The sequence below is a fragment of the Sphaerisporangium sp. NBC_01403 genome (genome assembly GCF_045040145.1).
Taxonomy (GTDB): Bacteria; Actinomycetota; Actinomycetes; order Streptosporangiales; family Streptosporangiaceae; genus Sphaerisporangium; species Sphaerisporangium viridialbum.
Map to the genome: position 1 here is coordinate 8,658,866 of NZ_CP109534.1, position 12,498 is coordinate 8,671,363.

General features: G+C 69.8%; 13 protein-coding genes and 1 pseudogene. 10 read left to right on the plus strand and 4 right to left on the minus strand.

The genetic code is table 11. From position 1 onward, the window contains the following. Positions 1 to 40: 40 nt before the first annotated feature. From OG589_RS38975 to OG589_RS39015, 9 genes are all read left to right on the plus strand, one after another. Complete coding sequence (locus OG589_RS38975) at positions 41 to 1,453, plus strand: efflux RND transporter periplasmic adaptor subunit (RefSeq protein ID WP_405143591.1); 1,413 nt, start codon at positions 41 to 43, stop codon at positions 1,451 to 1,453. Then, the gene (locus tag OG589_RS38980) at positions 1,450 to 2,175 is read left to right on the plus strand and encodes an ABC transporter ATP-binding protein (protein WP_405143593.1); all 726 of its coding nucleotides are present in this window, start codon (positions 1,450 to 1,452) and stop codon (positions 2,173 to 2,175) included. Before OG589_RS38975 ends, OG589_RS38980 begins: the two co-directional genes overlap by 4 nt. Next, the gene (locus OG589_RS38985) at positions 2,172 to 3,356 is read left to right on the plus strand and encodes an ABC transporter permease (RefSeq protein WP_405143595.1); all 1,185 of its coding nucleotides are present in this window, start codon (positions 2,172 to 2,174) and stop codon (positions 3,354 to 3,356) included. The genes OG589_RS38980 and OG589_RS38985 overlap by 4 nt, the downstream gene beginning before the upstream one ends. A 189-nt stretch (positions 3,357 to 3,545) precedes the next feature. After that, positions 3,546 to 4,709 (plus strand): acetoin utilization protein AcuC, encoded by a 1,164-nt coding sequence (locus tag OG589_RS38990; RefSeq protein ID WP_405143596.1) that lies wholly within the window; start codon positions 3,546 to 3,548, stop codon positions 4,707 to 4,709. 85 nt (positions 4,710 to 4,794) lie between these two features. Further along, on the plus strand, positions 4,795 to 5,592 hold the full coding sequence (locus OG589_RS38995) for a phosphatase (RefSeq protein ID WP_405143598.1): 798 nt from the start codon (positions 4,795 to 4,797) through the stop codon (positions 5,590 to 5,592). Positions 5,593 to 5,913: 321 nt separating this feature from the next. Further along, positions 5,914 to 6,117 (plus strand): helix-turn-helix domain-containing protein, encoded by a 204-nt coding sequence (locus OG589_RS39000; RefSeq protein ID WP_030456159.1) that lies wholly within the window; start codon positions 5,914 to 5,916, stop codon positions 6,115 to 6,117. A gap of 342 nt (positions 6,118 to 6,459) precedes the next feature. After that, a complete protein-coding gene (locus tag OG589_RS39005) occupies positions 6,460 to 6,558 on the plus strand; it encodes a 30S ribosomal protein bS22 (protein ID WP_018654693.1) in 99 nt (32 codons plus the stop codon). A gap of 105 nt (positions 6,559 to 6,663) precedes the next feature. After that, positions 6,664 to 7,704 carry an NAD-dependent epimerase/dehydratase family protein gene (locus tag OG589_RS39010; RefSeq protein ID WP_405143603.1) on the plus strand — a complete coding sequence of 347 codons (1,041 nt, stop codon included), beginning with the start codon at positions 6,664 to 6,666 and terminating at the stop codon, positions 7,702 to 7,704. Next, positions 7,701 to 8,645, plus strand: coding sequence for a lysophospholipid acyltransferase family protein (locus OG589_RS39015; protein ID WP_405143605.1), 945 nt, complete (start codon positions 7,701 to 7,703; stop codon positions 8,643 to 8,645). The genes OG589_RS39010 and OG589_RS39015 overlap by 4 nt, the downstream gene beginning before the upstream one ends. Before the next feature lie 14 nt (positions 8,646 to 8,659). Here the strand turns inward: OG589_RS39015 and OG589_RS39020 are convergent. After that, positions 8,660 to 8,971, minus strand: a pseudogene (locus OG589_RS39020) (alpha/beta hydrolase); the annotation flags it as partial. Between the two features lie 371 nt (positions 8,972 to 9,342). Here OG589_RS39020 and OG589_RS39025 point away from each other — a divergent pair. Continuing rightward, entirely contained in the window at positions 9,343 to 9,810 is a 468-nt protein-coding gene (locus tag OG589_RS39025) for a hypothetical protein (RefSeq protein ID WP_405143607.1), read from the plus strand. A 146-nt stretch (positions 9,811 to 9,956) separates the two neighbouring features. Here the strand turns inward: OG589_RS39025 and OG589_RS39030 are convergent, their stop codons facing one another. The 3 genes from OG589_RS39030 to OG589_RS39040 form a co-directional block, all read right to left on the minus strand. After that, positions 9,957 to 10,823 (minus strand): HAD family hydrolase, encoded by an 867-nt coding sequence (locus OG589_RS39030; RefSeq protein ID WP_405143609.1) that lies wholly within the window; start codon positions 10,821 to 10,823, stop codon positions 9,957 to 9,959. A gap of 179 nt (positions 10,824 to 11,002) precedes the next feature. Beyond that, positions 11,003 to 11,692 carry a DUF5667 domain-containing protein gene (locus OG589_RS39035; protein ID WP_405143610.1) on the minus strand — a complete coding sequence of 230 codons (690 nt, stop codon included), beginning with the start codon at positions 11,690 to 11,692 and terminating at the stop codon, positions 11,003 to 11,005. Between the two features lie 120 nt (positions 11,693 to 11,812). Next, positions 11,813 to 12,466 (minus strand): sigma-70 family RNA polymerase sigma factor, encoded by a 654-nt coding sequence (locus tag OG589_RS39040; protein WP_405143611.1) that lies wholly within the window; start codon positions 12,464 to 12,466, stop codon positions 11,813 to 11,815. Positions 12,467 to 12,498: the final 32 nt, after the last annotated feature.

Below are 12,498 nucleotides of genomic sequence, written 5' to 3' on the forward strand. Positions count from 1 at the left end.
TGCCCGAGCAGGGCAGGGCTTCCGCTCCTACGATGGCCAGGTGACGATTCGTCGCGGTATCCCCCCGCTCGTCGTCGGTCTCACGCTGCTGCTCTCGTCCTGCTCGCAGGACGAGACGCCCAAGGTGCAGATCGGTGAGGTCAGGCGCGCCCCGGTCAGCGAGGTGGTCGAGGCCCCGGCGACCGTCGGCGCCCGAGCCACCGCCACGCTGCGGTCCTCCGCGGCGGGCACGGTCACCAAGCTGTACGTCCGTGAGGGCGAGACGGTCGACAAGGGGGAGATCCTCGCCAGGATCAGCTCCCCCCAGGCCGAGGACCAGCTCAAGCAGGCCCGGCAGGCCGAGCGGCAGGCGTCCAGGCCCGTGCGGCTCGGGGGCGGGGTCGCGGCGCCGGCCATCCGGCTCGCGGGCCTCCGCACCCCCTCGTCCCTCGACCGCAAGGTCGCGCGAGGGTTCACGAGGGCGCGCGCGGCGGCGAGGAAGATCAAGGACCGCCAGGTGAGGGCGCAACTGCTCGCCGCCATCGACGGCGCCGAGACGCAGCACCGTGCCCAGCGCGCCGCGCTGAACCAGATCACCCAGAGCCTGACGCGATCGGTGAACCAGGTGCTCTCCCAGGTCAGCGGCCAGATCGGAGCGGGGCTGGGCGGGCTGGCGTCCTCCATGTCCTCCCTCCAGGCGGCGTCCAAGTCGCAGGCGAAGGCCGCGGTGAAGATCGCCGAGACGAACGTCAAGGGGTTGGTGATCAAGGCTCCCTTCGACGGGGTGGTCACCCTGGGCGGGCCGTCGGGCGGCGGCTCTCCGGGCCTCGGCTCCCTGCTGGGGCAGCTCCCCGCGGACCTGGCCGGCCAGGCGGGCGCCGCCGCGGGCTCGTCCGGCGGCGCGGGGGCCGCGACCTCCGGGGGCACGATCGCCACGGGCGTCCCGGTCGCGGCGGGCGACGCCATCGCGACCGTGACGGACATCTCCAGGCTGACCCTCACCGCCGATGTGGACGAGACCGACGTGCTCATGGTCAGTCCCGGCACCAAGGCCGAGGTCGAGCTCGACGCGGCCTCGGGGGCCACCTACCGGGCGAAGGTCACCGGGGTGGGCGTCACCCCCAAGGAGGGCACCACCGGAGGGGTGAGCTATCCCGTACGTCTCACGCTCGGCCAGGGGGCGTACGACGACGGGGGAGACGCGCCCGTACCGAAACCGGGCATGAGCGCGGTCGTCCGGCTGACCGTGCGGGAGTCGCAGGACGCGGTGGCCGTGCCGGCGTCCAGCATCGTGACCAGCGGCAGGGAGACCGTGGTGTGGGTGGTACGCGCCGACGGCTCGGCGGAGCGCAGGGTGGTCAAGCTCGGCGCCCAGGGCGAGGCCGTGGTCGAGGTGGCGCGGGGCCTCTCCCCGGGCGAGCGGGTCGTCGTCAAGGGCGCCGACACCGTACGCCCAGGTCAGAAGCTCACGTGACCGACCTGGACGGCGCTCCCGCGTTCGAGGCCATAGATCTCGCCCGGTCCTACAAGCTGGAGGGGGTGTCGGTCGACGCGCTGCGCGGGGTGAGCCTCCGCATCGACCGGGGCGAGTTCGTCGCCATCATCGGTCCCTCCGGGTCGGGCAAGTCGACGCTCATGCACCTGCTGGGCTGCCTGGACCGGCCCACCTCCGGCACGCTGCGGGTCAACGGCGTCGACGTGTCCACGCTGGACGACACCGGCCTCGCCGAGCTGCGCAACCAGGCGGTCGGGTTCGTGTTCCAGTCCTTCCACCTGCTCGGCCGCACCTCCGCGCTGGAGAACGTCGCGCTGCCGCTCGTCTACAGGGGAGTGGGCAGGGCCGAACGGCGCGAGCGGGCCAGGCGGGCGCTTTCGGCGGTCGGTCTCGCGCACCGGCTGGACCACCGGCCGTCCCAGATGTCCGGAGGCGAGCAGCAACGGGTGGCGATCGCCCGGGCGCTGGTCGGCGATCCCAAGGTGGTGCTGGCCGACGAGCCGACCGGCAACCTGGACTCGCGCAACGGCCAGGAGGTGATGGGCATCCTGGCCGACCTCAACTCCGAGAGCGGCGTGGCCGTGGTCCTGGTCACCCACGAGCGCGAGGTCGCCGACCTGGCCCATCGGCGTATCCACGTCCGCGACGGCCTCATCGAGCTCGACACCGCACACGGGGACGGCGACGAGGGCGCGCCGTGAGGACCGCCGAGGCGTTGCGCATGGCGCTTGAGGCGCTGAGGGTCAACCGGCTGCGCAGCGCGCTGACGATGTTCGGCGTCGTGGTCGGGGTGCTGGCCGTGGTCATCCTGGTCGCGATCGGCACCGGCGCCAAGGAGGCGATCGAGAGGGAGATCGCGGGGCTCGGAAGCAACATCATCCTGGTCGTCCCCGGGCAGGTGGGCCTCGGGGCCGCGCCCACCCAGAGCCGTCTGAACCTCGCGGACGTGGCGTTCGTCCGCCGGGTCGTGGGCGACCCGGCGAAGGTCACGGTGGCCGTCAACTCGGGCGAATCGGTGCGGGTGGGGCGCACCGAGGTCTTCGCCACCATCACCGGCACCGACGAGAACCTGCCGAACATCTTCGACCGGCCGCTCCGCCGGGGCCGCTACCTCAGCGCCACCGATGTGGACACGCGGCGGCGGGTGGCGGTCCTCGGCTCCGAGGTCGGGGCCAAGCTGTTCGGGGACGTCGACCCGGTCGGCCGCCAGGTCACGATCTCCGGGGTGCGGTTCCGGGTGATCGGCCTGTACGAGCCGTTGGGCGCGACGTTCGGCGTGGCCCGCGACCAGGAGGTCCACGTCCCCGTCACGACCGCGCAGCGCCTGATCGGGCTCTCGCGGATCAACGGCATCGCCGTCGGGGCCTCGGGGCCGGACGAGATCGAGCCGCTGCGAGAGCGGGTCGTCCAGGCGCTCGGCGGGCGCTACCCCGGCGAGCGGTTCAGCGCCGTGACGCAGACCCAGCTCCTCGGCACCATCGGGAGCGTGCTCGGCATGCTCACGGGAGTCCTGGCCGCCATCGCGGGCATCTCCCTGCTGGTCGGCGGCGTGGGCGTCTCCAACATCATGCTGGTCAGCGTGCGGGAACGCACGCGGGAGATCGGGCTGCGGAAGGCGCTCGGCGCCCGCCAGCGGGACGTCCTCGGGCAGTTCCTCATCGAGGCCGTGCTGCTCACCACGATCGGCGGGGTGCTCGGCATCCTGATCGGGGTGGGCGGCTCCCTGCTGATCCAGGCGGTCTCGCCGGTGCCGGCCGCGATCACCTGGTGGTCGATCGTCCTGGCCTTCGGCGTCTCGGTCGCGGTCGGCGTCTTCTTCGGCGTCGCCCCGGCGCGCAGGGCCGCCCGCCTCGATCCCGTCATCGCCCTGCGAGCGGAGTGACCCACGTGACACATGGGGCCGTACTGCCGTGTTCTGGTTCGTACGGGTGACGGCGTCGGCGGGTGATCACAAGCGGTGCGGTACGGTCGTTTTCATGAGCGTGCGCGGTGAGCTTTCGATCCCGCGCCCCCGGTCCGGCCGAGCCTTTACGCTCCGCCGTGGCCGATCCGTCGTGGGCGAGGTGATGGCGTGAGCCGGTCCGTGCGGGTTGTCTGGGACGACGAACTGGTCTCGTACGACTTCGGGCCGGATCATCCTCTGGCGCCCGTCAGGGTCGAGCTGACGATGGCGCTGGCCCGCGAGCTCGGAGTGCTCGACAAGGTCGAGCTGGTGGGGTGCGCCCCGGCGACCGACGACGAGCTGGCCCTGGTGCACGAGCGCGACTACATCGACGCGGTGCGGCGCGTGTCCGCCGACGGCAGGCCCGACCTCGCGTGCGGGCTGGGCACGCCCGACAACCCCGCCTTCGTCGGCGTGCACGAGGCGTCGGCCCTGGTCGCGGGCGCCACGCTCGCCGCCGCCCGCGCGGTGTGGACGGGCGGGGCCGAGCACGCGCTGAACATCGCAGGAGGGCTGCACCACGCCATGCCGGGGTCGGCGAGCGGCTTCTGCGTGTACAACGACCCGGCGCTGGGCATCGCGTGGATGCTCTCGCAGGGCGCGCGGCGCATCGCGTACGTCGACGTCGACGTCCACCACGGGGACGGCGTCCAGGCGATGTTCTACGACGACCCGAGGGTTCTCACGATCAGCCTGCACGAGAGCCCGCGCACGCTGTTCCCCGGCACCGGCTTCCCCACCGAGACCGGCGCCGAGGGGACGGCCGTCAACGTCGCGCTCCCGGCCGGCTGCGGGGACACCGGGTGGCTGCGGGCGTTCCACGCGGTGGTCCCGCCGCTGCTGCGGGAGTTCGACCCCGAGGTGCTGGTCACCCAGCACGGCTGCGACAGCCACGCCCTCGACCCGCTGGCCCACCTCATGCTGAGCCTCGACGGCCAGCGCCAGGCGTACGCCGCGCTGCACTCGCTGGCCCACGAGACGGCGGGCGGCAGGTGGCTGGCGACGGGCGGTGGCGGTTACGAGCTGGTGCAGGTGGTCCCCCGCGCGTGGAGCCATCTGATCGCCGAGGCCGCGGGCGACCCGGTCGACCCGGGCACGCCGACGCCGCAGAGCTGGCGTGATTTCGTCAGGGTGCGTACGGGCGAGGTGCCGCCGCTGACCATGACCGACGGCCGTAGCCCGGAATTTCAGCATTTCTCCGGTGGTTACGACCCTGGGGACGCTATTGACCGAGCCATCATGGCAACGCGGAAGGCGATCTTCCCTTTTCACGGGCTGGACCCCCTGCCCTGATCCCGCCAGGCGTGGTGGCCGCCGGTGCGTACTGCCGTGAAGGTTGCACAAGGGTGCACAACCTGCAAAGTGGACGGAGTGAACGATGGAGACCGCGACTGCTCTTTCGCGGGAAGAGCTGAGAGACCACCTGATCCGGACGAAGATCGCCGGTGACGTGGCCACCAGCCGGGAGAACAACCTAGATCACTACCGCTCGCTCGCCGTACGGGATCCCCACTACATGTTCGGCCTCACCATGGACGGTGACTGGACCTACCGCGACATCCTCTCGCTGATGTCGAAGGCCGCCGGGGTCGTGGCCGACCCCGAGTACCGCCACGGGCAGGACACGATCGACCCCGACCGCACGATCGACGCCCTCGACGCGATGGGCGACCGCATCGCCGCCGTGCTCAAGCGCGACAACCCCAGGGTCCTCATCGCCACGGGCCACCCCACGGGGCTTCTCACCACGCACCTCGCGCTGGCGCGGCTCGCCAGGGGGCACGGGGCCACGATCCTCACCCCCGGAGAGCAGCGGTCCTTCGCGAGCGGAGGCCTCGGCCGCAAGCGCCGCATCCGCTACCTGGACGACGTGGCGATGCTGGACGACGGTGGCGCCCTGGTCCACACCCACGACCCCGCCCCGATGCAGGCGATGCTCGCGGAGCTCGGGGACGAGAAGCCCGATCTGGTGATCGGCGATCACGGCTGGGCCGGTGCGGCGGGCGAGGCGGGGGTCGAGACGGTCGGATTCGCCGACAGCAACGACCCCGGGCTGTTCGTCGGCGAGGCCGAGGGCAAGATCGCCGTGACCGTGCCGCTCGATGACAACGTGCTTCCGCGTCACTACGATCCGTTGACGCGCTATCTGGTCTCACGGGTCGAGAGTGGCCTGTGAGGCGACCTCCACCCAATCCGGTCGTCCCCTAACCGCTGTTTCGCGCGCGCATTCGGGGTCTGACGTCGACCGTTTGCCAACTTTTTTATGATCCCGGGCGACTCTAATGGGACACAGTTAGACCGGCCACAAGATCAGGATCAGGGCTCGGCCTGGCTGCTGGCCAGCGATTTTCTCCGTTCTGGTGGCAGGCGTCTCCGCAGACTGATGGAATAGGGGGTTTGCGCGATCGGAGACGCGTTCTACGCTGACAGCAGTACACGTGCGTGAGCAATGGCACCAGTGGGGATAACCCGGAAACACGTGCGGAAGAGGCGTCCGATGGGTGCAGGCGAAAGACCTCTCAGCGAGGTGAAGTTCCTGACGGTGGCAGAGGTTGCCACTGTCATGCGGGTGTCCAAGATGACGGTGTACCGGCTCGTCCACTCGGGTGAGTTACCGGCCATCCGGGTCGGGCGATCCTTCAGGGTGCCTGAGCAAGCGGTGCACGACTACCTGAGGGATGCGTTCATCGAAGCGGGTTGACTGGACCAGTAGCGACATAACCGTTCACCTGGTCGAGACCGCTGGACTATGAGCGCATGGTTCGCCAGGGGTGCGAAACCGACCGGAGCGGGGTGGGCGGCCGACCGCCCACGTCTGGCCGGTCGTGGGGCGCGACCCCTCGGCGGGCTACGCGGGTTCCCCCCGGGGAGCGATCGACCGTGAATCGCCGGTAGGCTGTTGAATCGGTGTGCTTCTTGCGAGGCGCCGATCTGGGTTCCCGGGTATGCCGTGGCAACGGCGTGTCCAGGCGCTCAGGGCGGCGCGCGACTCGCCGGAGGGCACACACCGACTTGACAAAACCTACCTTCACCTGGGGGTCCCGTGGGCTCTGTGATCAAAAAGCGTCGTAAGCGCATGGCCAAGAAGAAGCACCGCAAGCTTCTGAAGAAGACCCGCATCCAGCGGCGTAACAAGAAGTAACAGCGCGGACCGACGACGCAGAGCGGCGGGCCGGGTGTGAGGGATCACGAGCCCGGTGAGCACCCGAGCAAGCGCGACCCACAAACGTGATTCTGCGAGGCGCCGATGACCCACACAGTGCTTGTCACCGGGGTCTCCCGACACATCGGCGCCCGAGTGGCGAGCGTCCTCGCAGCGGACCCGGACATCGACCGGGTCATCGGAGTGGACACCGTGCCGCCGCCCTCGCTCACGCGAGACGGCGGCGGCGTCGCGCTGGGCCGTACGGAGTTCGTCCGGGTTGATCTGCGCAGCCCGGACATCGCACAGGTCATCGCGGCGGCCGACATCGACACCGTTGTGCACATGAGCCTGGTCAGCGCTCCCTCGAAGAGCGCCGGCCGGTTGTACATGAAAGAGCACAACGTCATCGGCGCCATGCAGCTGCTGGCGGCCTGCCAGCGGTCGGCGACGGTGCGCAGGGTGGTGGTCCGCTCCACGACCGCGGTGTACGGCTCCTCCTCGCACGACCCGGCGGTCTTCACAGAAGAGGCCGAGCCGATCGAGGTGGCGAGCTCCGGCTACGCCAAGGACGCCACCGAGGTCGAGGCGTACGTCCGCGGCTTCGCCCGGCGGCGGCCCGACGTGACGGTCTCGACCCTGCGCTTCGCGAACTTCATGGGGCCGGGCGTCGACTCGCCGTTGACGCGTTATTTCGTCCAGCCTGTCCTGCCGACCGTGCTCGGCTTCGACCCCCGCCTGCAGTTCGTCCACGAGGACGACGGGGTGGAGGTGCTGCGCCGCATGGCCGTGGAGGACCACCCCGGCACGTTCAACGTGGTCGGTGACGGCGTCATGCTGCTGTCGCAGTGCGTACGCAGGAGCGGCCGGCCGACGGTGCCGGTGCCGGCCACCGCCTTCCGCGTCATCGGTGACCTCGCCCGCAGTGTCGGGCGGGTCGACTTCTCTCCCGAGCAACTCGCCCTGATGAGCTACGGGCGCGCCGTCGACCCCGACAGGCTCGTGGCCGAGCTCGGCTGGCGGCCCAAGTTCACCACCGCGTCGGCGTTCGATGACTTCCTCCACTCGCGTGGCCTGTTTGGTGGTATGCCACTCGCTGTGATCGACTGGATCACGACAGTCATGGGTGGAGGGGTGAAACGGTGAAGCTACCGCACGACTTGCGCGATGAGGAGTCCCGAGACGCTCAGGTCATCCCCATCACGGCTGCGCGGCGGCGCTCCGGCAACGGCAGGGCCGACGCCGTCGAGGACCGCCTCGCGGAGTTCCTGGCCTTCCTGCGGCGCCGGTTCGCCGGGGAGTACGAGGTCGACGAGTTCGGCTTCGACCCTGAGCTGAACGACAAGGTGCTCCTTGAGCTGATCCGCCCGCTCTACCGGCACTGGTTTCGGGTGCAGGCCGTGGGCCTTGAGAACGTGCCGCGCGAGGCGGGGGCGCTCGTCGTCGCCAACCACTCCGGCACCGTCCCGGTCGACGCCCTCATGCTCCAGGTGGCCCTCCACGACGAGCATCCCGCGCACCGCCCGCTGCGGCTGCTCGGCGCCGACCTGGTCTACCAGCTTCCGATCCTCGGCCACCTGTCACGCAAGTCGGGCCACACGCTCGCCTGCCCCGAGGACGCCGACCGGCTGATGCGCAAGGGCGAGCTGGTCGGGGTGTTCCCCGAGGGCTTCAAGGGCGTGGGCAAGCCCTTCTCGGAGCGGTACAAGCTGCAACGATTCGGCCGGGGCGGCTTCGTGGCCTCCGCGATCAGGGCCCAAGTGCCGATCATCCCGTGCTCGATCGTCGGCGCGGAGGAGATCTATCCCAAGATCGGCGACATCCGGTCGCTCGCGCGGCTGCTCGGCCTGCCGTACATCCCGATCACGCCGCTGTTCCCGTGGCTCGGGCCGCTCGGCCTGCTGCCGCTGCCGTCCAAGTGGATGATCCAGTTCGGCGAGCCCGTGCGCACCGACGAGTACGACCCGGAGGAGGCCGACGACCCGATGCTGGTCTTCAACCTCACCGACCAGGTCCGCGAGCTGGTGCAGCAACAACTCAACCGTCTCCGCCTCCAACGCGGCCACGCCTTCCCCCCGTTCTTCTGACCCGGCCAGAGCCGCCGGCCCAGGCGGCGAAAACGGGTGCGCGCGGGGATCATGGGCGCGACCAGGATGAGCAGTTCCACCGCCACCCGGTCGCAGACGAGCGGGGCGATGAAGCCACCGAGCGATTGCGCGACGACGATTAGATTGGTTTGGTCGCCGATCGCGCCGGTCACGGTGTCCGCGTACTCGGGCAGGGCCGCCGAGTCGTCGTCGCATGGAAGATCCGGCGCGATGGTGTCATGACCTCGTGCACGCAGTTCGGCCTCCACCAGATGCCAGTACCAGCCGACATCGCCAGCGCCGTGGATCAAGACGAATGTGGTCACCCAGCCCCCTTCCGCTGCTCAGATCCCGATCGAGACGCCACCTGCAGCCTGGCTCCGGTGAAATCGACGAGCAGGCCGCGCTTCCGGTTTCGTGGTGAGGTTAGGCGACGGTGCCGACATTCTCGGCGGCGCCGCCGCCGGGCTGACTCGCGGGCGGCGGTAGTGCCTCGCGTATCAGTCCGAGCGGAGCGAGGCTCTTTCCCTAGACGTGACCGGGGCTCAGGCCGTTGGAGCGCGGGGGGTCAGGCGGACCTCGACGTTCGCGTCTAAGGCATGCGCCGGCCGTTCGAGCCGGCCGGTGCGGGACGTGGAGTTCGGAGACTGGAGACGATAACTGAACTACTTTCGAAGTTGAGCGGTAGGGTGGTGGCATGACAACACGGTCGTTTCCGTTCTCGACGCTGATCAACAAGCAGACCAGCGTGTTCCCGGCGCTGGACGACGCCGATGTCATCCTGGAACGGAGGGATGCCGAGAACCTCGTCTTGATGCGCTCTGAGCGGTTCCAGGCCATGACCGAAGGTCTTCGCCTCGCGGCTCGGTCTCTGTCGATCATCGCGCGCTCGAATCGCAGCGTTGCTGAAGAGGCCTTCTCCGAAGAGCTCCCGTGGTTGAAGTGGCTGCCCGCCGAGGCCCGTCCCGAGTGCGTGACCGAACTGCTGGACCACCTGCTAGCCGGTGCCGACACTGGGCTGCTCGTACCGTTCTCCCGCGCGTTGCGCGAATGGATGTCCACCGCTGAGATCTACTCCGACCCCGAACTCGCCCGCCGCCTTCGCGGGCCCTTCGACACCACCACCGCCACTGACTTGCCACGACCCAGCACGACCAATGAGTGAGAGGTTGGGTCGTGGCGACGAGGCACGACGGCCGACCGGCTGGGTCGTGTGCCTCGTAGACCGCCAAGCCGCGCAAGGGTGGTCCGCGCTCCTGTCCCAAGCGTCAGAGAACCAGCGCCGACGCTGACCTTCAGGCCGAGAGAGCTTCAGGAGGAGCGGTAGTGCTTTCTCAGGGCTATGGCGGCGGCTACGCCGCCGGCGATGGCGCCGGCGCCCGCTGCGATGGGGAGGCCGATCATGGTGGCCTTGCGGCCGGTGCGGAAGTCCCTGATCATCCAGTTGTTGTCCCTGGCGTGCTCCAGCAACTCGCTGTCGGGGTTGATCGCGCAAGGGTGGCCGACGAGCTGGAGCAGAGGAAGGTCGTTCGCCGAGTCGCTGTAGGCCGTGCAGCGTGACAGGTCGAGGCCCTCGCGCCGGGCCAGGGCCTTCACGGCCTCGGCTTTCGCCGGTCCGTGCAGCAGGTCGCCCACCAGGCGGCCGGTGTAGACGCCGTCCTCGGTCTCGGCGACCGTGCCGAGTGCGCCCGTGAGGCCGAGGCGCTGGGCGATCACCCGCGAGAGCTCGACAGGCGTGGCGGTCACGAGCCACACGCGCTGGCCGGCGTCCAGGTGGCTCTGGGCGAGGGCGCGGGTGCCGGCCCAGATGCGGTCGGCCATCACCTCGTCGTAGATCTCCTCGCCGAGCCGTACGACGTCGTTGACCTTGAGCCCGACGACGAAGGCGAGCGCGGTCTCCTTGGCCTGCGCGATGTGCTCGGGGTTCTCGTTGCCGCGTACGCGAAACAGCGCCTGGCCCATCGCGAACCTCAGAAGATCCTTGGTGGTGAACAGCCCCCGGGAGGCCAGACCCCGGGCGAAGTGGTAGATCGAGGCGCCTCGCATCATCGTGTTGTCGACGTCGAAGAACGCCGCCGCGGTCGGGTCGGGATCGGCGATGGGCGCGGCCACGGCGGCCGCGGCAGCGACCTCTCCGGCCATCTCCGCCTCGGTGCGCCGTCGCAGTAACCGCCTCATAGCACCTCAGCTTAACTGGGAGCAGGGGGTGGAGTCGGTGTACGTGGCGTTAGCGTGGCGTGACGTCTGGCGCACGTCGTAGGGTGCGCCCAGGTAGGCGGACCTGAGGGAGACAGGAAGATCGTGCAGGTCATGGGCGTGTCCCGCCCACGTCGTGAAGAGGCGTCCTCCCGCGTACGTCACGGGGTCAGGTCGTCGATCATGTCCAGGTACGCGCTGGCCTTCATGCGGTCGTCGTCGCCGAGCTGGGGGATCATCGGCTCCACCACGTCCCGCTGCTCCTCGGTGAAGCGCTTCAACGCGGGCGCGTGCGTATCCGGGCGCTTCACGTGGCCCAGGGCGGACAGGGCCGAGCGGGTCGTCGAGGTCATCTCGTCCAGGGTCGGCCCGATCAGCTCGGAGCGCCGGGAGTCGGGATAGCCGAGCAGCGCGGCGGCCTCCGTGGCGCGGGAGTGCGCGGCGCTCAGCTCGCGCTGGGCGCGCTCCACGTCGTCGGTCGTGAGGCTGAGCAGGGTGGCCTCCGCCGCGCGCTTGATCGGGTAGAGGCGGTCGCCGGGCACCGAGCCGTAGGTCTCCACCCCGGTGAAGAGCATCAGGCCCGTCACCGTCACGATGAGCGCCCCCGGGCGCAACCGGACCAGCATGGGGATGCGACGCGCGTGCCGGGCGGTCTCGGGAGCGGTCTCCGGGGTGGTCGCCTGGGCGGCGAGCAGCTCTCCACGCAGCCGGGCGCGGAAGTCGGGCCGAGGGCCGTGGCCGGGCTCGGCGCCGATCTCGTTGAGCCGGGACACGAAATGGGCTTGGGGCTCCCGTCGCGTGGCGGCCGCCCAACGCCTGAGCAGCCACCGCGTAGGCCCCCACTTGCCCATGAAAGCTCCCTGCCGCGCGCACTACGATGATCCATAGGTGCTACTTGCCCAACGATGCGGGGAGCCCTCAGGTTACGGCTGCCCTGCTCACTCCGGTCTCCTCACGAGCGTCACCATAGATCAACTCAGGTCGTCCGGGAGTGCCCTGGCCAGGGCGCGGATCGCGCGGAACTGGAGGGCCTTGATCGCGCCGCTCTTCTTCCCCATGATCAGCGCTGTCTCGGCGAGCGACATACCGTGCAGGAAGCGCAGGACCACGCATTCCTGCTGTTCTGGTCCGAGATCGCGCACCGCCCGAAGGATGCGTTCGTTGATCATGGTCGTGACCACGGCGTTCTCGGGGATGTGCGGGCCGTCCATCGGGGTGTCCAGCACCTCGGCGGTGGAGACCTCCATGCGGTAGCGGGCGGACTTGAAGTGGTCGGTCACGAGGTTCCTGGCGATCGTCACCAGCCAAGCGCCGAAATCCCTGCCCTGCCAGGTGAAGTCGGCGATGCGCCGGAGGGCGCGCAGGAACGTCTCGCTGGTCAGATCCTCCGCGAGGGCGTGGCAGCCGACCCGGAAGTAGACATAGCGATACACAAGATCGACGTATCGGTCGTACAACGACGCGAAGGCGTCGGCGTCGCCGGTTTTGGCGCGGAGGACCACTCTCCGGAGCTCATCGATGTCCGGGGAGGGGCGCTCCCGCTGGTCAGCGGCGGCGCGCGTGGAGTTCACAGTGTCGGCCGATCCTGGAGGGGAAAGCCCGGCGACCGACCATGAGTTCGACATCCGGTATCCCTGGGGAGGAAAGGGAAGGGCGC